The 20812-nt window shown below is 35.9% G+C and carries 19 protein-coding genes; 9 read left to right on the top strand and 10 right to left on the bottom strand.

Translation table 11 applies throughout. The features are described from left to right. Nucleotides 1-41: 41 nt before the first annotated feature. From CFE53_RS00375 to CFE53_RS00365, 3 genes are read right to left on the bottom strand one after another with little or no spacing between them, the layout of a single operon-like run. A complete protein-coding gene (locus tag CFE53_RS00375; protein ID WP_148119931.1) occupies nt 42-677 on the bottom strand; it encodes a chromosome assembly protein in 636 nt (211 codons plus the stop codon). 12 nt (nt 678-689) lie between these two features. Then, nucleotides 690-2405, bottom strand: coding sequence for a hypothetical protein (locus CFE53_RS00370; RefSeq protein WP_148119930.1), 1716 nt, complete (start codon nt 2403-2405; stop codon nt 690-692). After that, nucleotides 2402-2911, bottom strand: a complete 510-nt coding sequence (locus CFE53_RS00365; protein WP_148119929.1) for a hypothetical protein — start codon at nt 2909-2911, stop codon at nt 2402-2404. The genes CFE53_RS00370 and CFE53_RS00365 overlap by 4 nt, the downstream gene beginning before the upstream one ends. Nucleotides 2912-3961: 1050 nt before the next feature. Between CFE53_RS00365 and CFE53_RS00360 the strand changes: the two genes are divergently transcribed. The 5 genes from CFE53_RS00360 (at nt 3962) to CFE53_RS00340 (ending at nt 7938) form a co-directional block, all read left to right on the top strand. Beyond that, a complete protein-coding gene (locus CFE53_RS00360) occupies nt 3962-4681 on the top strand; it encodes a hypothetical protein (RefSeq protein ID WP_148119928.1) in 720 nt (239 codons plus the stop codon). 12 nt (nt 4682-4693) lie between these two features. Further along, nucleotides 4694-5488, top strand: coding sequence for a hypothetical protein (locus CFE53_RS00355; RefSeq protein ID WP_148119927.1), 795 nt, complete (start codon nt 4694-4696; stop codon nt 5486-5488). 101 nt (nt 5489-5589) lie between these two features. After that, complete coding sequence (locus CFE53_RS00350) at nt 5590-6378, top strand: 2-oxoacid:ferredoxin oxidoreductase subunit beta (protein WP_148121101.1); 789 nt, start codon at nt 5590-5592, stop codon at nt 6376-6378. Nucleotides 6379-6389: 11 nt separating this feature from the next. Next, nucleotides 6390-6929, top strand: a complete 540-nt coding sequence (locus CFE53_RS00345; protein ID WP_148119926.1) for a 2-oxoacid:ferredoxin oxidoreductase subunit gamma — start codon at nt 6390-6392, stop codon at nt 6927-6929. Nucleotides 6930-7290: 361 nt separating this feature from the next. Further along, the gene (locus tag CFE53_RS00340) at nt 7291-7938 is read left to right on the top strand and encodes a DUF2258 domain-containing protein (protein ID WP_148119925.1); all 648 of its coding nucleotides are present in this window, start codon (nt 7291-7293) and stop codon (nt 7936-7938) included. 374 nt (nt 7939-8312) lie between these two features. Here CFE53_RS00340 and lysS read toward each other — a convergent pair whose 3' ends face one another. Then, entirely contained in the window at nt 8313-9920 is a 1608-nt protein-coding gene (gene lysS, locus CFE53_RS00335) for a lysine--tRNA ligase (protein ID WP_148119924.1), read from the bottom strand. 19 nt (nt 9921-9939) lie between these two features. Then, on the bottom strand, nt 9940-10953 hold the full coding sequence (locus CFE53_RS00330) for an adenylosuccinate synthetase (protein ID WP_148119923.1): 1014 nt from the start codon (nt 10951-10953) through the stop codon (nt 9940-9942). Nucleotides 10954-11666: 713 nt separating this feature from the next. On the opposite strand from CFE53_RS00330, the gene CFE53_RS00325 reads away from it, so the two are divergent. From CFE53_RS00325 to CFE53_RS00315, 3 genes are all read left to right on the top strand, one after another. Beyond that, a complete protein-coding gene (locus tag CFE53_RS00325; RefSeq protein WP_148119922.1) occupies nt 11667-11831 on the top strand; it encodes a 4Fe-4S binding protein in 165 nt (54 codons plus the stop codon). A 1-nt stretch (nt 11832) separates the two neighbouring features. After that, entirely contained in the window at nt 11833-13011 is a 1179-nt protein-coding gene (locus tag CFE53_RS00320) for an NAD(P)/FAD-dependent oxidoreductase (RefSeq protein WP_148119921.1), read from the top strand. A gap of 463 nt (nt 13012-13474) precedes the next feature. Continuing rightward, nucleotides 13475-14113: a DDE-type integrase/transposase/recombinase gene (locus CFE53_RS00315; protein ID WP_148119920.1), complete on the top strand. Its 639-nt coding sequence runs from the start codon at nt 13475-13477 to the stop codon at nt 14111-14113. 111 nt (nt 14114-14224) lie between these two features. Here the strand turns inward: CFE53_RS00315 and CFE53_RS00310 are convergent, their stop codons facing one another. The 5 genes from CFE53_RS00310 to CFE53_RS00290 form a co-directional block, all read right to left on the bottom strand. Continuing rightward, the gene (locus CFE53_RS00310) at nt 14225-14791 is read right to left on the bottom strand and encodes an XTP/dITP diphosphatase (protein WP_148121100.1); all 567 of its coding nucleotides are present in this window, start codon (nt 14789-14791) and stop codon (nt 14225-14227) included. A gap of 36 nt (nt 14792-14827) precedes the next feature. Then, nucleotides 14828-15982 carry a DUF2117 domain-containing protein gene (locus CFE53_RS00305; RefSeq protein WP_371678044.1) on the bottom strand — a complete coding sequence of 385 codons (1155 nt, stop codon included), beginning with the start codon at nt 15980-15982 and terminating at the stop codon, nt 14828-14830. Between the two features lie 27 nt (nt 15983-16009). Further along, entirely contained in the window at nt 16010-17230 is a 1221-nt protein-coding gene (locus CFE53_RS00300; protein ID WP_148119919.1) for a SufD family Fe-S cluster assembly protein, read from the bottom strand. Beyond that, complete coding sequence (locus CFE53_RS00295; RefSeq protein WP_148119918.1) at nt 17200-17946, bottom strand: ABC transporter ATP-binding protein; 747 nt, start codon at nt 17944-17946, stop codon at nt 17200-17202. Before CFE53_RS00295 ends, CFE53_RS00300 begins: the two co-directional genes overlap by 31 nt. 477 nt (nt 17947-18423) lie before the next feature. Then, complete coding sequence (locus CFE53_RS00290) at nt 18424-19026, bottom strand: stage II sporulation protein M (protein WP_148119917.1); 603 nt, start codon at nt 19024-19026, stop codon at nt 18424-18426. A gap of 168 nt (nt 19027-19194) precedes the next feature. On the opposite strand from CFE53_RS00290, the gene cdhC reads away from it, so the two are divergent. Next, nucleotides 19195-20670: a CO dehydrogenase/CO-methylating acetyl-CoA synthase complex subunit beta gene (gene cdhC, locus CFE53_RS00285; protein WP_148119916.1), complete on the top strand. Its 1476-nt coding sequence runs from the start codon at nt 19195-19197 to the stop codon at nt 20668-20670. Nucleotides 20671-20812 lie beyond the last annotated feature (142 nt).

Genomic DNA, 20812 nt, shown 5'->3' with positions numbered 1-20812 from the left:
TGTTATTTTAATAATAATTTATAAAAAATTAAAATAAATAATTATTTAACTTCCTTCTCTAATCTCTTAAACAGTTCTTCATCCTCCTCATCCTCATTTACATCTAGATCTAAGTTGTTTACAATATCCTCACTATCCATCTCTCCACTTTCAACCTGTCCCCATGCCTCAAAGAGTTTCTTCTCTACTCCATCTACTTCCTCGTCGAATTCATCGATTCTCATCTCAAAGACCCTATTTAAACTTTCAACAGTCTCATCGAACTCCTTACCATCTAATATTATATTACTTAGTTTTGCCTCTAAGATTTCAGGTTGGATGTTCTTGATCTTGTTCCACATCCCTATATTCTTCAACTCCTTCTCGTACTTCTTAACAATTAGAAGGTTATTTACAAAGTTGAACTGCTTTTGATAGGTCAGAAAACTCTTATACTTCAACCTCATCTCCATCTCAATACTTTTTATATCCTGTGCGAGCATCTTCTTTGTAAGGGTGTCGGCACCCACTCCCTCTTTGAACAGCTGTTTTTTCTGCCTATCTAAGGATTTTATCTCTTTTTTTATCCTATCTAACTTACTCTTTAATCTTATCCTTTCTCCCTCTAAATCCCTTATTGACAGTTTATCTAAAGGATTTCCTTTAAATTTACCTATTAACTTATTCAAAAAATCCATAATCTCACCTTGTTATTTTTTGATTAGGACATAACCAACGTCTTTGATGTAGTTAGTTTCCCCCTTTCCAGATCTCCTGTACTCCTCAAATACTCTATTTACTATCCTCTCATCTCCAACTACCTTTACAGATTCCTCCCATGGGATATACCCCTTTGTAAGTAGTACCTCATCAACGTACCTCTTTAACCTTTCAATCTTCTCTCTCTCAAACTCCAAATTCATCAAGGGCCCAAATACCCGAGCGTACTCATCCACCTCGTTGTAGTATACTTCTCCAGTTCCAACATCTAAGAGTATAAGGGCAATTTTTTTAGATAGATATCTCCTTTTAAAGTCCTGAGAGTTAACAAATTTGATCACCTCATCCTCAAAACCAGTTGGTGAGGCTATTAGAAGTATAACCTTATCAAAATCCTCCTTCTTCCCCTCCTCCATCACCTCGATGATCCTACCTAGGGATATTGGATATACATCAAAGTTCATTCTCTCGAAGTTCTTCCTGTTTGCTAAGAACATCCCTTTTAACATTATCCTTACCCTCCTACCTATAGGAAGGAACTTTTTCTCACATAAAATCGCCCTTATCTCCCTGTTCTTAGGGACACCTGTAGTTATCCCGGAGTAGGGCACCTCCTCAATGGACTCTACCTTAAAGGTTTTATTCCCTATAACGATTCCCTTTTTCTTTATCTCATCTAACCTCTTCTCCAACCTCCCAATAAACCACTCCTCGTAAGATAGTGCACTCTCACTCTTTACAAACCTTGTACCCTCTTTCTTGGCATTTTTTATCTTACTTAAAATATCACTTAACTCCCTTTTCTCCGATTCCAGTGTCTCTACCTTCTTATTTAACTTCTCAATAAGTTCCCTGTACTCCTTCTCTATGGATTCCATCTCCCTTTTTAATTTCTCCTGGAGTTCTCTATTTTTCTCCATTTCGATTTCCATCCTTATCCTTTCCTTCTCCCTTTCAAACTTCCTCTTCAGTTCTTCCCTCATCTCCTCAATTTTTGATAGTTCCAACTCCTTCTCCTTTTTCAGTTCTTCCTCTAACCTCTCCCTCTCCATTCTTAAAAAGTCGTGGAGTTTGTTTACATCATCCTTAAGTTTTTGGATCTTACTATCTACACCAGTTATAAAGTCCCTAAACCAGTCTATCTCCCTCATACCTCGGAATATAGCCTCGTCCATCTTACCCTTGTACTCCATCCACTTTGTCTTTGCGTAATCCCTCAGTGGAAGTCTTACTGTATGATCCTTTATGATCTCCTCTATTCTATCCCCTATGCCGTTGTAGTACTCCTTAAGGAGATTCAAAATCTCATCTGCACCCTCTCTGTTTGCCCTATTTATCTCCCTTAGTATGTCCTCTACCGTCCAGATCTCAAATACGTTGTACCTTAAAATATACTCCACAAGTTGAAGTTCCTTAGGTTTGTACCTATTGACACCTGGAAAGGACTCCCCGTTGTGATGGAAACTAAATGCCAATATAGCCAGAGCCCATTCAAAATCTCTCCTAACTGCATTGTCTATGTCCCTTAGGAACCTCCCACACTCCCCATCTTTGTACCTCTCATAGTTCTCCTTTACCCTATTCCACAACTCCACCCTTTTCTCGTAGGGCTCGTATATTATGTCGTACCCATCTCCCAGTACCCTACTTACCACCTGCCTTAACTCATCTAACTTTCTATGGTCACCTTCTGGAAAGAGACTCATAACGACCCCTCGATAAACAACTTCATATCACTATCTATTCTATTTTTTATTGTATCTACACCTTCACCGTATCCTTCGATTTCAAAAGTTAGTATATCCCTGTAGAACCCCACTGAGATGGTGCATTTCCCTTTTTTTGTATATAGACTATACCTCTTTACATCCCCTATGGAGTACTCATAACTTGCACCTAATTTTGCCATCAGGTAGTTTAAAAAACCCTCTATACTTTCTTTATTGGGGATTCTGTATTTTAAGGTAATCTTTTTTAAAGGCACCGATTTCTTTACCTCCTTAACTTCATAGACTCTAACCTTCTCTTCTGGATCTCCTTCTAAACGGGAGATAATGCCACTTATAAGTTCATTTATATCCTCTGTTTCTATTAGTATTGCCATCTTTCTTATTTTCTCTATATTTGCCCTTTGAGACCACTTTTCAATTAAATAGTCTATCCTCTTTCTTTCAGTGTCCTTTTCATAATCTACCACTATTAGATATCTCATACTTTCACATAATATTATTTCCACTTAATAGTATATAATGTTTTAGGCTTTTTGGAAAATTGTTATTTTCATCATTTTGGATAAACCTGACTAAAAAAGATATGGTGGTCATAGCCCCGTCAAAAATCGGATAAAAAAATAATCATTTAAAAATAAGAATAAAAAAATAAACAATTTAAAACCTTAATTCCCATCAAAGTAACGATTTAAATAATAAAAATAAGAATAATAAAAAGGACTAGAAAAAAATGTTATAATATCTTTAATAAAATTAATAATAGCAACTGTTAGGAAGGATCTACTCCACTTCCATAGCATCTTAGAACATTCTAGGAGATTATCTTTTATTTATTCTGATTTTATATCATCCTTTTATACTTTTTATAATTATTGTTATCCTTATCAGAGTTTTTTGATGGGAATTGGGGTATAATTTAAAAATAAAATAATCTTTAAAACCGTTAAACACTGAAAAATGAATAAATCACTCTCTTCTCAGTGTTGTTTTTATTATTTTATTTATTTTATTAATTATAAACTATTATTTTCTAAAAAGTAAAAAACCTCGCTATTGTTCTTGGAATCTCTTAAATACTTAGAGAAAGTAGATAGGTTCTCTGCTAAACTTCTCTTCTTAGAGGTATAGTTACTTATTCCTTAACATATCTCTTAACAATAAATTAATAAGCCAGTTGTAGATAGATACCACTCTCCAAGATAAACAGGAAAATCATCTCTCTACATGATATAATAACCTCAAGATTTTCACCATCTACACTTACAGGTTTATAAAACATATTTACAACCACTTCATTAAATATTTTAAACTCTTCTTGAGATTAAAAAATATATTAAAGATACATGAAAAAATAGAAGCTTTAATGGTAACGTCTTCTTCCATTCGAAGAGAATAATAACTTAATTTAATACTCTTTTTTATATGTTAGAGAATGTTATATTTTTTTATTGCTTCGATGAATTAATTGGTACAAAATTATAATTATAAATTCTGCTATAAATTAACTCTATAAAAAGCATGAGGACTATACTATGACCTGGTACATTGTTTCCATAGGTGTAGATATCTCATCTACAGATGTAGATGTAGATCCCACTATACCAGAGAAGATATCAAGGGAGTTATCGCTGATCCTACCTAAAGGCGTAAAATCTGCTATATCTAATATAACAGGAGATGATATAGTAATTACATCCTTTACACCTGAGGAGTTGATAGAGGAGATAAATATATCTGTAGTAAACCTACTTAAAAAGCATGCTATGGGTTTTGACGATCTAAATGGAGTATCTGAAAATCCTGAAGAGGCCAAAGAGGGTATATCCTATGCTGTTGCTAAGGCAGGTTCTCCCTATGGAGACTCCATAGTTGTGTCCTTTGATACCTATGGGGGAGAGGATATAGTAAATGAGATGGCACTCTTTGTGGAGGATATAGGGAGGAATTACGGATTTGATGTTGGTGTCAGTGTAAGTGAAACTTCCAAGAAGATACCTGGAGTGGGTTATACGGGAAAGGAGACAGATGATCCTGTAGTAATAATAACTTTTGAAGATCTACAGAGTCTACCTAAGTTGGCAGGTTTGATATTCGGAGGATTGTTAAGTTTTGACAATCTCTACTTTGTTAGAAATGGATCACCTGTGGAGATAATACCTCCAGGGGTAATATACACCATGAGCGCCTTTTTAAATGGGAATGTTATAGACCTCTATCCTGGTATTATAAAGAGACTTAAAAAGATCCTATAGTTGGTGAAGAAGATGATTGAAATTATATCCTATCAAGAGGTTAAGGGAAGGGATAAGGAGTTAGCAAAAAAAGAGTTTGAAAACCTACTGGAAAAGATAAAGAGGGAGTACAAATGCGAGGTACTTTCTGTTGAAGAGGAGTGGGAGGAGAAAGAAGGTTTCTACACATTTATTGCAGAGTTGAAGGTGGAATTTGATACATTTTTAGACTATATAAAGTTCTCCATAAATTACGCTGCAGATGTGGATGTACTGGAACCTCCAAAGTTAGTATTGGATCCCAAGGAGTTTGGAGAGGCACTGGCTTATATAATAGACTTTTTTAAGAGATTTTACAAAAAATACAACGTTGCATTTAATGTACAAACTCAGGATAAGGTGGAAATAGATATAGAAAAGTACAAAAAAGGTATATATGACGAGGAAGATATATACAACTTTGAGGAGGAGGGATTTATAAGAGTAAAGGCTGTATTTGAAGGGTATGGGGTGTCTGAAGAGGAAGTTGTTAAGAGGGTATTGTTCTCCCTTAAGGATAATATCATTGTAAATAAGGTTATAACTAAGGAGTTGGAAAGGGAGGAGCCCTATAAAGATCTAGGATTCTATGGGTTAATAGGTGTGGAGATACTCTGTAGACCTGTAGATATTGTAGAGATCGCCTATAAATTTATACCTGTTGTTATATCTATACAGAGTAAAAAGATAGAGATCAGTTGTTTAGAACTTCAAGATATAGGTAATGAGTTGGGAGGTGCCATCTTTGAACTCTCCCATGCGGTGGTAATGAGGGGTTTATCCAAATAAATAAAAATATATTAATAATAAAATTTATAATTAATGATAATTAACTTTTTTACATTTTTATTAAAAGAGGTGAGATTGTGGTTCATCCAAGTATAAAGTACATGAGGAAGGATAGATTACCTCATATCTTCTGTTCAGGTTGTGGAATTGGAACTGTAATAAACTGTTTTACAAATGCCTTGGATAAGTTGAACATCAAACCTGAAGACTATATAGCACTCTCTGGAATTGGGTGTTCCTCCAGGATACCTGGATATCTATACTGTGACTCCCTCCATACAACCCATGGAAGGCCTATAGCCTATGCAACTGGAGTGAAGTTGGCACTTCCAGATAAGAAGGTTGTTGTATTCACAGGGGATGGGGATCTGGCAGCTATAGGTGGAAATCACTTTATACATGGTTGTAGGAGGAACATAGATATAACTGTCATCTGTGTAAATAACCACATATACGGTATGACTGGGGGGCAGGTTTCTCCAACTACTCCCTCTGGGAAGAGGGCAACTACAGCACCTTATGGAAACGTGGAGAACAGTATGGATCTCTGTAAGTTGGCCATGGCAGCAGGTGCAACCTACGTGGCTAGATGGACTACAACCCATCCAATACAACTGTCCAACAGTATAAAGAAGGGTTTGACTAAGAAGGGCTTCTCCTTCATCGAGGTTATAGCCCAGTGTCCTACATACTACGGTAGGTTCAACATCTCGAGGAGTGCTGTAGAGATACTGAAGTACATCAAGGAACACTCTATACATATAAGAAAGGCTGAAAATCTACCTGAAGAGGAATTAAGAGATAAAATAGTAGTTGGAGAGTTCTTAGATATTGAGAAACCAGAATTCGCAGAAGGTATGATCAATCTTATCAAAGAGCATAGAAATTAAAGGTGGAAAAGATGAGAAAGGAGGTTAGAATATCTGGTTTTGGAGGACAGGGAATTGTATTGGCAGGTGTGATACTGGGGAGAAGTGCAGCACTCTACGACGGTAAGAATGCAGTACAGACACAATCCTACGGGCCTGAGGCGAGGGGAGGTGCCAGTAAGTCAGAGGTTGTAATATCCGAGGAGGAGATCGACTATCCTAAGGTTATAAAACCTGATATATTGGTGTGTATGTCTCAACAGGCATTTGATAAGTACGGGAGGGATATAAAGGATGGAGGTACAGTTATCGTAGATAGGGACTTAGTTACAGTACCTGAGAACTTCTACAACGGGAATGTAAAATTATACAAGATTCCATTTACAGATATAGCCTATAAGGATATAGGTTTAAAGATAGTGGCAAATATAGTAATGCTCGGAGCACTAGTTAGAATAACAGGAGTAGTTTCAAAGGAATCTATGAAAAAGGCGATATTGGACAGTGTGCCAAAGGGTACTGAGGAGAAGAACTTAATGGCCTTTGAAAGGGGATATAACTATATGGGATAAATAAAAAAATTTTTATGCCTTAGTTCCCATCAAAAGGATAATTTAAAGAATAATAAAAATAATTATAAAAATTAATAAAAATAAAAAATAAAGAATAACGTTTAAAATAAAAACTTCTATAATCTCAGATATACCATTTTAAAAAGAAGATTAGAGAGGATAGTCCTCTGAATACCTTCTAATATAGTGGATACCAGAATAGGATTTTCTATCTTTATCTAAGGATTTGGAAAGATCCTAAGGATATTTAATGATTTTTTATTATTCTTTTAATTATCACTTTGATGGGAACTAAGGTAATTTTATATAATAATAAAAATAATTATTATAATATTAAAAAATACAAAAAAGGTGTTATAAAATGAAACTAAGTTCTGGATATATAATAGTGGGGGCCTATGCAGATAAGATAAGACGTACCCTCTTTGCCCAGTTGAAGGATCACATAAAGAACAAAGAAATAGATCCAAAGATGGTTGCTAAGGCCTCTGGGGAGTTAAATAAATTACTCTATGAAATACTTGTAAATAAACTTAAACTTGATAAAGGAGATGTAGTTAGAGTGATGGTTGAGTACGAGTTAGTTGATGGTGAAGTTCTTTGGAAGTTAGATACTCTAAAGGTAGAGGCCTTTAAGAGGATGCCAGAGGAGGAGATTAAGCCAGTTGTAGAGGATGCTATCAGTAGGATGGAGGAACTTGAGGAGATCGAAGAGATGAAGTTTGAGATTGAAAAGGCTGGCGAAACAGATTTAGGGGATATCGTCTATTTTGTTAAGGCAGATGGTGAGTTCGCTGGAGTTTTGATGTTGACACCTCTAAATGGAGAGGGGTTAGTTAGAGGTGCTTTAATAAAACCTAACCCTGTTGTTATTGAGAAGATGAAAATAGATACAGGAGAGGATCTTAAACAGGTACTTGTTGAGGTTGTGGAGCAGAAGGGAAGGGAGATTGACGAGGGGACTGCTGAGAAGATCGTGAATGAGATCAAAGAGTTGATAGTCAAATAAACTCTCTTTTTATTATTTAAAATTTTTTAATAACAACTTTTTAAGTATTTCGATAAAAAAATGTTATTATTTTTATAATTAATAATTAATTTTTAAATGGCTTTTTTGATAGAAACTAAGGATAAAAATTAAAAATTATCGAAGTAAGATAAATAACAGTTAGAGAGTTAAACTTCTTAAAAAGAAAGATTAACAAAAACCTACCTTGTTCCCAGTGTCCAGTAATAAACAGAGATAACTATGAGATTTAAATTTTTACTACATTTATCTTTCTTATTATAATATATTTCTGACATTAAGATAAAAAATAAAGAGGGTTTTAAAATAAAAAACTTCTAGATTCTCTGAATATTTATAATAGTTATCCTCCTTTATTACTCCAACAATGAGTACCTCCTAATTACAAACTCCCTATCTAAGGATGATAGGAAACTTCCCAACTTAGGGCCATAGTTTTTACCTAAAAGTATCCTGTAGGATGCTAAAAATGCCTCCCTTGGATTTAGTCCTATCTCCTTTGCAGTACTGTATATAAGTTCATGTATAAGTAGTCCTTGAAACTCTATATCCTTCAGTCTATCTCTGAATACACTTATCCACTCCTTCTGTTTTTCACTTAATTTGTTGTACTCCTTTATAGCCTCCTCAAGAGGAATTATATCTAGTACCTCTCCATATTTTAATGCCCAATTTCTAGCCATGTAGAGCCTACTTTTCAACCTTTCAAAGTCGTACTCATCCATGTCATCTACAGGGTAGTTGTTTCTCCTTAGAATATCCAATACTCTCTCCATGTCTATTTCTTCTCTATCCTCCCTGTAGGCTATCTGGGATATAACTGCACAGAATCTGTAGGGCACCTGGAGAGGTAGTTTCTCTGGTATCTTTGGAGTGGACAGTTGGTATATTCTTATCTTATCCATTTCATCCTCCTTTAACTCCTCGCCATCTTCCAATCTTTTTATTAATTCAAAATAATTTCTCTCCAACTGGTCGTAGTCATCTGTAAGGTTGGGGATAGATTTTAGATCGAAGTCTATATGCTTTGAAGGTTTACTTCTAAGTATAAGATACCTTAAAACCTCTGGATGGCATATACTTAGCCAGTCCTTAACTGCAAATACCACTCCAGAGGAGGAGGACATAGGTACAGCCTTCTCACCTATCTTCAACTGTATCCACTCGTAGATCACCTTCTCAGGAGGTTGATAGTTGTATACTATCCTGGCTATCTTTACCCCTGTATCGTAGGATCCTCCAGAGGTTCCATGGTCTTTACCCATGGGCTCCACAGTAACCTTGAATATACTCCACCTTGCAGGCCAGTCTACCCTCCAAGGTAGTTTCGCCCTACCTCTAAATGGTTCCACTGCACTTCTGTGTCCACAGGTACAGAGGTATTCGACAGTTTTCTCCTCTTGGTTGTAGTCTATTACCTTGGTGGTACTTAACTTACCACAGTTCTCACATACAACACTTAGGGGGTACCAGTCTTCAGGTAGGGGATCACTTCTATATCTGTTAAGTACCTCCCTTATCTTATCCCTGTTCTCCAACGCTAAAACTATGGCGTCGTCGTAGATTCCCTCCTTGTAGCACCTGTCTGCACAGTAAACTGTCATCTCTATGCCTAAGTCGTCTAAACTCTCCAAAAAGGGCTTTAGAAAGTGTTGAGCGTAACTTTCACAACATCCCTCGGGACAGGGTATCTCACTTAGGGGCATACCTACATATCTCTCATAACTCTCAGGTAGGAAGGGATATACCTTTCTAAGGGGGTCGTAGGTATCCCCTATAAATATAAGTTCTCCTTCTACGCCTTGATTTAGAAGTCCTTTGTAGAGGGCATCTGCAGTGATTACCTCCCTTGCATTCCCTATGTGAATATGCCCCGAAGGAGTTATACCACAGGCTACAACGTACCTCTCAAGGTCCTTCCTCTTCTTAATTACCTTCTTTGCAGTTACATCTGCCCAGTGCAAAGGATCCACCTTTCCTATTTTATTCCCTTCTATCTATGGTCTGGTGTAATTCAGGTCCTGTAGAGATGATGGTCACAGGGACGCCAGTCTCCTCTTCTACCTTTTCTATGAAACTCTTTCCCTTCTCAGTTAAGTCTTCGTACCTTGTAATTCCGTAGCATCTCCTGTCGTACTTGTCTAAGCAGGTGATTGCTATCTGGGTAGCACCGTTTAACCTACAGGCTTTCCTGGCTAGTTTATAGTCAAAGTAGCCCACCCTCCTTCTACGTCCAGTAACTGTCCCGTACTCTACAAGGCCTAACCTCTCCGCCTCTTCAGGAGGTATCTCTGTAGGAAATGGACCTTCTCCTACCCTTGTTGGATAGGATTTAAAGACAACTATAACCTCATCTATCCTTGTAGGCCCTACACCAACATCTGCTGCAAAGGAGGATGCCGTTGTATCCTTGGAGGTCACGTAGGGATAGGTTCCATGGTATAGGGAAAGTAAGGTACCTTGGGTACCTTCTATTAGGACGTTTTCTCCCCTATCTAAGGTTTCATTTATCCTTTCAGAAACGTCTCCTAGGTAGGGTTTTAAGGACTCTATATCTTTAGCAAGTTTCAACACTCTCATAACTCTATCTACATTTGCAGGACCACAACCTGTTCCAGTGGTACCTATCTCCTTAGCCAGGTGATCGTTGGATCTATCAATTTTTTTATGTTTCTCCTCTATAATACCACAGTTGTAATCAACTATTAATCTCTCCCCTACTTTAAACTCATGGAGCATCTCTATCTCTTTTAGGAGCACCTCAGGATCTACCAACACCCCGGCTCCAATGGCCAGTATGGAGTTTCTGTTGGGAAATCCTGTGGGGATCATCCTTATACCATACTTTTTACCGTCGATCTCTACAGTATGCCCCGCATTTGGACCTACTCCTCCTCTTGCTACAATGGAGGGATTATCCTTACTACATATATAACTGATAATTTTACCTTTACCTTCATCTCCCCATTGGCCACCTACAACTATTGTGCATGTCATCCACTGACCTCCTTAAATTTACCCTTACCTAATTGGTAGATAAATTTATTTAAAGATTACTGTTATATAAATTAGTATCTAGATGGAAATTAGGATAAAAAATATTGTATAAAAGAGTCAGTCTTGTTCTTATTCTTTGGGTTTTCTAGGACTTAGGAAATAAGATATAAGTAATTGTTAATTCTTTCTTTTTAAATAATAAATTATATTATAATAATTACCCTAGTTCCCATCAAAAGGATAGTTTAAAAGATTAATAAAGATAATAATTATAAAAATAAAAAATAAGAAAAGATTTTAAAATAAAACTTCTATTATCCTAGATATAGCATTTTAAAAATAAGATTGGAGGAGAATTTCGGAAAGATCTTGGATATTTAATGATTTTTATATTGATTGTTTTCATTGTCCTTTTAATCACCACTTGGTGGGAACTAAGGTATAATAATTATATTTTATATCTAATAATCTAATCATTGAATGTTACAGGTGTATTGCTTAGTAGATAACATATCTTGGACTTTTTATTAGGAGTAAATAATATTAGAATAAAAATAATTAAGATAAATATAGTATAAAACCTAGAACAGTTAAAATCCTAAATACGAGAGATTAAATAAATCTCTGTTAATACGAATTTGATATATTTTTCAATATTAATTAAGTATTTAGTACTTTTAAAATTAATGCTATATATTCATATGTGTGATAGTATGAGAATAAACTACGAAAGGTGTGGATACTGTGGAGCCTGTGTAGGGGTATGTAAGAGTATGGCTATAGAGTTGATAGAGAATAGAGTTGTTATATACGAGGACAGATGTAAAAAGTGTAAGGCATGTATGATAGTCTGTCCATTAAAGGCCTTGGAGGAATAGCATGAGGAGGATATTAAAGGATGAGTACGATGTTGTAGTCGTAGGTGCAGGACCTGGAGGAAGTATGGCATCCTACTACGCCTCTAAAAATGGAGCAAAAACCTTACTTGTGGAGAAATCCCAGGAGATAGGGGAACCTGTAAGGTGTGCAGAGGCTGTGCCGAAGTTGGAGGAGTTCAACATACCTCCCAGTGAGGAGTTTGTAAGGAGTCATATAAAGGGAGGTTATCTCATAGCACCTAACGGGAAAAGGATAGAGGTTAGTGGAGGTAAGACAGAGGGGTATGTTGTAGAGAGAAAGATATTCGACAAGTATCTGGCTATAAGGAGTGCAAAGGTTGGAACTAAGATAGCAGTTAAAAGTAGGGTGGTGGATCTCTATCCATACGAAGATGGGTTTAAAGTTAAGGTTATCCATCTGGGAGAGGAATATACTGTAAAGACTAAGATAGTTATTGCTGCAGATGGTGTAGAGAGTTCTGTGGCGGAGATGGCAGGTTTAAAGTGTAAGAAAAGTCCCATAGAGGTATGCTCCTGTGCAGAGTACGAGATGACAGGGGTTAAACTCCTAGATAAACATATGATGGAGTTCTACTTTGGAGATCTAAGTCCAAAGGGGTACGCCTGGATATTTCCAAAGGGAGACACTGCAAATGTAGGTTTAGGTGTAATCGATAAAAAGAAGAAGGCTATAGATTATCTAAACGAGTTTTTAGAACATCCTATACTCGAGGGTAGGTTGAAGGATGCAACACCTGTAGAGTTTAAATTTGGTGGTGTTCCAGTTGGAGGGCCTATAGAGAGAACTGTGGATGACAACATCATGGTAGTTGGAGACGCCGCTGGACAGGTGAGTCCTCTAACAGGTGGAGGTATATATTTAGCCATGAGTTGTGGTTCCATAGCAGGAGAGGTTGCAGGTAAATCTGTTAAAAAGGGCGATTACTCTAAGGAGACTCTTATGGAGTACGAGAGGAGATGGAAGGAGAGGTTCTACAACACCCTTATGACAGAACTTAAGTATAAAAATATTTTACAGAGGTTAAGTGAAAAGGAGTTAAATGCCATTGCCGAGGCTATAGATGGTAAGTTAGAGGAAGTAGACGTAAAGAAGATAGTGTTTAAGGTTATAAAGAAGGCTCCTTCACTTTTAAAGTACTTCAAGGATATAATAAAATAATATAATCTATTTTCTAATTTTCCATAAAAATCTGACAAAAAACAGAATGATTTTAATAAAATAAGATTTAAAAACAGAGTATTTCTCTTTTTAGTCTAGTCTTACTGTAATGATGGGATATAGTTTATAGAATTTCGATAAACAAATGTTAATTTAATATCTTATTTAACTGTTTTTTATTATTTTTTGGATGGAATTTTTTTAATTTTTTATAATATTTATCCTCAGATAATGGGTAAAAAATTAATTAAAAATTATAAAAATAATAAGGATAAAAAAATAAGGAAAAAGTCTTTAAATAAAAATCTTTCTACTATTATCTTAAATTTATCTTCCAGTGTTCAGAAAGAATCCTAAAAAATGTATTTATTTTTATTGGTTATTTTTCCTTAAAAATTTTTGGTCCTGGGTCCTGTCCACATAAAACAAACATCATATATAACAATGTACATAAGATACTATTATGCTAAGAGTAAAAGATATTATAAAGGAATTAAAAATCTTTAAGAGGAACAAAATACCTATAGAAATTAAAACACTCGCCATTGCAACCTACATTCAGACATCTTCAGTAAGAAGAACTGCCAGAATTCTTTCAGAGATTTATCCAGTCTCAAAAACATCAGTTTGGAACTGGATAAATAAGTTTAAAGAAGAATTATCCATTACAACAGAGGAAAGAGAAAGAGATCTAATAGCGGTGGATGAAACTGTTGTTAAAGGTGGCGGGAAGCACTATTACGTTTATTCAGCTGTAGATGTTGAGAGGAATGAATTAATTTTAATGAGAGTCTATACAATAAGGAATCATCTAATTACGAGGTCCTTTGTAAAGAAAGTACTGAAGTACTGTAGGGGTGAGCCTAAATTCCTTATAGATAAAGCCCCATGGCTAATTAGTGCTCTAAAAAGTCTTAATTTAAACTTTGAACATCAGACCTTTGGGCGGGGGAGTTTGATAGAATCGGTGTTTTCTTCTCTGAAGCAGAGGGTAAAGATCTTTTTCTGCTCTATTAATGCTAAAAATCCTGTTAGAAACTGGAACTTCTTTTGTAGGTTATTTGTTCTGTATTATAATAAACTGAGGTGGTGTTTATGTTAAGTGGACAGGTCCAATATTTTTATCAAAAAATTATTGTTTAAATTATAGGTAGCCTTGTTCATTACTATTTTTTACTTTTTTACTATTTTTAATTATTATTATTTTTAATCATTATTTCAATTTCTTTTTTAAATACTCTTTAAATTCCTCTAAGGCTCTCTTCCTATGAGATATCCTACTTTTCTCCTCTCTTGTCATCTCTGCAAAGGTTCTATTTTCTCCCTCTGGGATAAATATACTGTCGTATGCGAAACCATATCCCTTACTCCTTATCTCCTGAGATACCCAACCTCTTACAACACCTTTAAACAACTTTACACCATCTTCATCACAGTAACCTACTACACTTTTAAAGTAAGCCCTCCTCTCCTCCCCCTTAAAATCCTCCATAAGTTTCAATATACCTTCATTTCCTATGGTCTCCTGGACGTATCTTGAGTAGGTACCTGGAAAGCCCTTCAAAACCTCTATAAAGAATCCACTGTCCTCTACAAATACAGGCTTCTTTATCTTACTGTAGAGGTACTTTATACCAAACTCTGCAACCTCCTCTAAGGTTCCCTGGATTTCTGGGTATGGGAGGTTTATCGCCTCTATTTTTATACCCTCTAAATCTTTTAAGATAATTTCTGCCTCTTTTACCTTGTTGGGATTTCCAGTGGCGAAGTATATCTTCATCATGTTTTATCCTTTTATATTTTTATGATTTTAGATTTAAAAGTTTAGAATCTCATAAATAACTTTATGCTTCTCCAATAAATCACTTACATATCTTAAAGTATCCTCATACCTTAATCTCTTACCTTTTAAATGTTCCATCAACAGATTTCCAACTTGATAACACTCACAGTTTTTCAATAGAAAGATCCTTGAACCCTCAGTTACCTTAAGGTCCTCCACTACTTTGTATCTGTATATATCTTCATCTACGATCCCTACCACTTTAACATTGAATCTCCCAAGAACATTACCTAGGATCAGAGTAGTATCACTACCGATGGTAATCACAGTGGAAATATTTCTATTTCTCAACTCCCTTAGAACATCCCTTTCCCCCCTATCTACAATCAACACATCTCCTAGAGAGTCATTTAATGTGGATCTACAATTCTCTGTAATCTTTAGATTTTTAAAAGAACCTTTCCTTAAAACTCCAGTTTTTACAATAGCATTTTTTAAATCTACAGATCCTAACCTCTCTACTCCATCCTTCTTTATTTCTCCGTTGATAATCTCAACGATTTTACCCCTTTCAGATATTAACACTACAGGACTCCCCAGGGCCTTTCCCACTATAATCCCATTTACCAAGATACTCTCGCCAGGATCAACTGTATCTATTCTTCTAAAAACCCTACCTTCCTCCTCCCATACTGATAACCTACTTCCAATACACTCTTCAACCTTTAATCCTAACCTCTCAGATATATAAGATACTAAAGTGTCTAAAATTTTCTTAATATTTCCACTACACCTTTCCCTGTTCCATACTAAGACACTTCCATCATCCTCTCCTGGTCTCTCTATCTGTATTACAGGTTTATCTAACTCTGCTCTCTCTACAACTATTCTCCCAAAGGTATGTCCTGTCTCTTTAGACTTACCATAGTTTAAGAGAAAAAGTATATCCTTATCCTTTAATCTTTTTAAACATTGAGATGGGTAGAGCCTCTCTGATATATCGATGATGTCCTCTAATTTTCTGTCGATAACTGCAACTCTCCCCATATTTCCTCCAACTTTAGCAGTTACCCTAATATCTATATTGCAAATCTCTGAAAACTCTCTAAGTATATCAAGGATCTTCTCTGCGTAGCCACTGTCCACTATCCCTGGCCCATGAATAACTACGCCAATGTCTATATCCATAGAGATCCCTTAATAATACACTCTACTTTACAGTCCTTCAAGTGTCATATCCATTATTCTCTCCACAGCCTTTGCAAGTGTTGGAGGAAGTCCAGAGAGATCCATACTTAGGAACCCTTTGATAATAAGAGATACCGCCTCCTCTTCAGTAAGACCTCGTGACATGAGGTATATCAACTGTTCCTCTGCAATCTTCCCAACTGCTGCCTCATGGGAGAGATCTATATTAGATCTCCTAGCATCTAACTCAGGAACTGCATAGAGACGGGCATTGTCTGATATTATCAACCCCTTACACTCGAGATGTCCCTTTATATTTTCTCCCTCTCCAACTAACCTTCCTCTGGCTACAACTTCGGAGGTGTCATCTGCTATAGATCTAGATATGATATCTGCCCTACTCTCATTTCCAGAGAGTATTACCTTGGAACCAAGATCTATCCTTGATTCTTTCCTCCCATAGACCACAGTTTGAAGTGTAGCCTTCGAGTTCTTTCCAGCACAGTATACAGTTGGATAACTCTGTATAGATTTTACAGGAGTAATTACAACGTAGTTGTTTATAAACACTCCATTATCTTCAATGTAGATTCCAGTTCTTGGCCTTACATGGACATTCTCTCCCCAGTCATGTATCATGGTATATGTCAATTTCCCATTTTTCTTTATATAGAATTCAGAAACTGCAATATGTAGTCCAGATTTTACATGAGGAGAGGTTGCACAGCCTGTGACGATATTTAACTCTGCATCCTCCTCAACTATCACTATATTATGAACATTCTGAGACGCATTCTCCTTACCGATCAATAAACAAGTCTGAAGAGGTAGAGTCTCCTTAACCCCCTTAGGAACTCTTATGAAGAACCCCCCTGTCCTCTCCAGAGCCACTCTGGCTGTATATTTATCCTTTATTTCTACTAAATTCCAAAAGTAATCATCTAAGTTATACTTTTTCAGAGCCTCTGAGATAGGTATGATCTCTATCTTAGACTTTGCCCTTGTATAGACAACATCGTTGTTTATCTGTAGATAGGAACCTGAAGTACTCTCCTCCCTGGTATCAATACCTATACTTTCCAACTTAGATTTCTCTTCCTCACTAAGATCTTCTAACGAGTTTATATCTATCCTGCTCTCCTCTATCCTATATTTACTAAGATCTATATCCTCGCCGTGAGGTGCAGGAACATCTCTATACTTTTCAGCAATTCTCTTTATTCGCTCTGCCTTCTCTTTTGATAGCATGCTATACACCTCTCGTAACCATACTTTATTATAGTGTTAAGTATCTCCTCTGGACCACCTGAACAGGCGACTACTCCATTGTAGAGTATATGGGCTCTATCTACATTTATAAACTTCAATATATGTCCCATATGGGTAATTATTAAACCTGATTTCTTCCTATCTGCAGGCTTTTTGTCCTTGTGGAGAAGATGGTTTATAATCCTCCCTAAGAGTTTGACCTTCTCCACATCTACCCCACTATCAGGCTCATCAAACATTATGAAATCTGGATTTTGGGCAAATATCTGCAACAGTTCAGACCTTTTAACCTCCCCTCCTGAAAAGCCTACATTAACATCCCTATCTAAGAAATCCTTAAAGTTTAATACTTCTGCCATCTTCTCTATCTCTTCCCAATCTACCTTCGAGATTATCTTTAAAAGATCTCTCAATTTTACTCCAGGTACCGCCGGTGGATTTTGATAGGCCAATCCTATCCCAAGTTTTGCCCTCTCGTATATAGGCATATCAGTTATATCTTTACCTTTAAAGTATATACTTCCCTCTACCACTTTATACCTTGGATTCCCTATAATAGTATTTATCAATGTAGATTTTCCTGCCCCATTTGGACCAAAGAGTACATGAACCTCTCCAACGTTTATGTTTAAGTTAATGTTCTTCAGTATAACCTTATTTTCCACCTGTACAGATAGATTTTCAATGGATAACATGGATCCACCCTGGTTAATTGATTACTATTTTTTAGTTTTTTCATCTAATTTCTATTAATTAAGTACCTATAGGTAAATATAGGGAAGTTATAATTTTGATTACACTGTTATAAATAAGTTAATATATAATTAACAATGAGTAAAAATTATAAAAACACTATTTAAAACAACTATAAAATCATTGTTTAATAAAAATTTTAATAAGAACCTAATTCTTGTCTAGGGATAATTAAAAATCTTAATTCCAATCAAAAACAATAATAATTAATAATGTTATTAATAAGGTTTAGGTAGTTCCTTCTTTAGTTTTCATGAAAATTCGAGATGGACGGTATTTAAATATTTTCTGTTTTTAATTTAATTAATTTTTACATCTATAATCATTTTTATCATGGGAAGAGATCTAAAAATATTGTTAATAAAGATTTTAGTTTTATTTTATTATAATTATTATTTATTTTTAATACAGTTTTTATTTTAAGAAATATATTGTAAAAGTAAAGATTTGATTCCAAAGGTGATAAAACTTTCAATAAATGCTGCCACTGTAAATAGTACTATTGAAACAAAGAGCAATCTTAGAGAATCCCAAAACTGATCATTAGCCTCAAATTTATTACCCTTCAACCTATTTACAAAGGACATAAAGAGGACAACACCTGCACTACTTCCTAATATCAAAGCAGGGATTTCTACGATGCCATGGGGACATATAAGGAGTATAAATATCAATGGATTACTTATCGATAGGACGTATGCCAAGATGAAGGCGTTGAATACTATAATTAACGTTGAAAATATATTGAGAATATAGTTTAATATATTTACGAAGATATTATTTATAATTATTAAAAAGAAAAGTTCTCCTACCTCCATATTTTCAATATTCTTTAAATTGAGAGAGGTTAAAAACTTTGTCAACATCTCATTTCCAAAATTTTGAATTCCAGGACTATTTAAAATCAGTATATAGGAGACTACAAAGGATATTAAGAACAATATACTTATGCTGTATATTACGGTCTTCTGTCTTTTAATGGCGTATGCCAACTCTAAGATTTCATAGGTTATTCTACTCATATTTCCACATTTTTTTATTTGTTATAATTTTTTGCTATTTTTTACATAAATATATCGTTATTACGATATTTCATATTTTTCACAATAAGATATAAATAGGGTAAAATTTAGATATACCTCTAATTTAATTATAATGATTGATAATGATAAATATATTAGGTGAAAGAGATGGACGTTCCTGTGTCAGTAGGTCCAATGAATGAGGGGGAGAGGATAAGAAAACCTGATATGTATGTAGAATTGGCGGGACCTAAATCCTACGGTTTTGAACTGGTTAAGGTTGTAGATGGCGCCTCTGATAAGGTGGAGGTTATAGGGGATGACTTAGACAAGATAGAGGAGGGAAGTAGAGTACCTTTTGCAGTGATAGTAAATGTCAGTGGGGATGGACTGGAGGAGGACTTAGAGGGGGTATTGGAGAGAAGGGTCCATGAGTTCTTCAACTACATAGAGGGGGTTATGCATCTAAACCAGAGGGATAACATCTGGATTAGGATTAGTAAGGATGCCTTCGAGAAGGGATTGAGATTGAAACACATAGGAGAGGTTTTAAAGGAGATGTTCAAGGGGGAGTTTCCCTTTATTAAACATGTTGATGTTAAGATTATAACAGATCCAGAGAAGGTTAAGGAGGAGTTGGAGAGGGCTAGGGAAATATACGCCAAAAGGGATGAGAGGACGAGGAGCCTCCACGAGGAGGATGTAGATGTATTCTACGGATGTATAATGTGCCAGAGTTTCGCACCTACCCACGTATGTGTTATAACTCCAGATAGACCTGCACTCTGTGGAGGTATAAACTACTTAGATGCAAGGGCTGCCGCCAAGATAGATCCAGAGGGGCCTATATTCGAGATATCTAAAGGGGAGTGTCTCGACGATGTAAAGGGTATTTACGAGGGAGTTAATGAGACAGTGTATAGCAGATCCCAGGGGGCTATAGAATCTGTTGCCCTACACAGTGCCTTAGATAAACCTTGTACCTCCTGTGGTTGCTTCGAGGCTATAGCCTTTTACATCCCAGAGGTTAATGGTTTTGGTATAGTACATAGGTCCTACAAGGGAGAGACTCCAATAGGGGTTCCATTCTCAGGATTGGCAGGACAGTGTAGTGGAGGGCAACAGGTTGAGGGCTTCTGTGGTATAAGTATAGCCTATATGAAATCTCCTAAGTTCCTCCAGGCAGATGGAGGATGGAAGAGGGTGGTGTGGCTACCTAAGGATCTCAAGGAGAAGGTAGTTGATGCCATACCTGAAGATCTAAGGGACAAGATAGCAACTGAGGAGGATATATCCAATATAGATGAACTCCAGAAGTTTTTGAAGGAGAAGAACCACCCTGTAGTGGAGAACTGGGGGGCAATTTCAGAGGAGGTTGTAGAAGAGGAGGAAGTCAGAGTAGAGGAAGCCACAGGGGTAGAATTAGAGAGACCTGTAGAGGCTAGTATGGAGGAATCTGAAGGGATAGGAGTGGAATACGTAACACCTATGCCATCTGAAGGAGAGATAACAGTTCCTACTATATCCCTCCCAGGCGGATTTATGGGGTTGCCCTCCAATGTAAGAATAATACTCAAGAACGTTATCATACAGGTAGAGGAGTTAGTTATTATAAGGGAAGACAAGGATAAAAAGAGGGAATAACTCTCCTTTTTTATTTTATCTTTGTTTATTTATAATCCTGGATAAAAATATTTATTAGAACAGTATAGAAGGACCTCGATAAAAAATAATAGATAATAATAATTATAATCTAATAAAAAAATAAAAATCTTAGATTGTCGAT

The sequence above is a fragment of the Methanofervidicoccus sp. A16 genome (assembly GCF_003351865.1).
Taxonomy (GTDB): domain Archaea; phylum AGJL01; class Methanococci; order Methanococcales; family Methanococcaceae; genus Methanofervidicoccus.
The sequence above is the reverse complement of the archived record's forward strand: the minus strand, read 5'-3'. Positions and strand labels throughout refer to the sequence as shown.

Excerpts from the sequence above, each read along its gene's own strand:
- CFE53_RS00375 (WP_148119931.1), bottom strand. The coding sequence starts at position 677 with ATGGATTTTTTGAATAAGTTAATAGGTAAATTTAAAGGAAATCCTTTA.
- CFE53_RS00370 (WP_148119930.1), bottom strand. The coding sequence starts at position 2,405 with ATGAGTCTCTTTCCAGAAGGTGACCATAGAAAGTTAGATGAGTTAAGG.
- CFE53_RS00365 (WP_148119929.1), bottom strand. The coding sequence starts at position 2,911 with ATGAGATATCTAATAGTGGTAGATTATGAAAAGGACACTGAAAGAAAG.
- CFE53_RS00360 (WP_148119928.1), top strand. The coding sequence starts at position 3,962 with ATGACCTGGTACATTGTTTCCATAGGTGTAGATATCTCATCTACAGAT.
- CFE53_RS00355 (WP_148119927.1), top strand. The coding sequence starts at position 4,694 with ATGATTGAAATTATATCCTATCAAGAGGTTAAGGGAAGGGATAAGGAG.
- CFE53_RS00350 (WP_148121101.1), top strand. The coding sequence starts at position 5,590 with ATGAGGAAGGATAGATTACCTCATATCTTCTGTTCAGGTTGTGGAATT.
- CFE53_RS00345 (WP_148119926.1), top strand. The coding sequence starts at position 6,390 with ATGAGAAAGGAGGTTAGAATATCTGGTTTTGGAGGACAGGGAATTGTA.
- CFE53_RS00340 (WP_148119925.1), top strand. The coding sequence starts at position 7,291 with ATGAAACTAAGTTCTGGATATATAATAGTGGGGGCCTATGCAGATAAG.
- CFE53_RS00330 (WP_148119923.1), bottom strand. The coding sequence starts at position 10,953 with ATGACATGCACAATAGTTGTAGGTGGCCAATGGGGAGATGAAGGTAAA.
- CFE53_RS00325 (WP_148119922.1), top strand. The coding sequence starts at position 11,667 with ATGAGAATAAACTACGAAAGGTGTGGATACTGTGGAGCCTGTGTAGGG.
- CFE53_RS00320 (WP_148119921.1), top strand. The coding sequence starts at position 11,833 with ATGAGGAGGATATTAAAGGATGAGTACGATGTTGTAGTCGTAGGTGCA.
- CFE53_RS00315 (WP_148119920.1), top strand. The coding sequence starts at position 13,475 with ATGCTAAGAGTAAAAGATATTATAAAGGAATTAAAAATCTTTAAGAGG.
- CFE53_RS00310 (WP_148121100.1), bottom strand. The coding sequence starts at position 14,791 with ATGAAGATATACTTCGCCACTGGAAATCCCAACAAGGTAAAAGAGGCA.
- CFE53_RS00305 (WP_371678044.1), bottom strand. The coding sequence starts at position 15,982 with ATGGATATAGACATTGGCGTAGTTATTCATGGGCCAGGGATAGTGGAC.
- CFE53_RS00300 (WP_148119919.1), bottom strand. The coding sequence starts at position 17,230 with ATGCTATCAAAAGAGAAGGCAGAGCGAATAAAGAGAATTGCTGAAAAG.
- CFE53_RS00295 (WP_148119918.1), bottom strand. The coding sequence starts at position 17,946 with ATGTTATCCATTGAAAATCTATCTGTACAGGTGGAAAATAAGGTTATA.
- CFE53_RS00290 (WP_148119917.1), bottom strand. The coding sequence starts at position 19,026 with ATGAGTAGAATAACCTATGAAATCTTAGAGTTGGCATACGCCATTAAA.
- cdhC (WP_148119916.1), top strand. The coding sequence starts at position 19,195 with ATGGACGTTCCTGTGTCAGTAGGTCCAATGAATGAGGGGGAGAGGATA.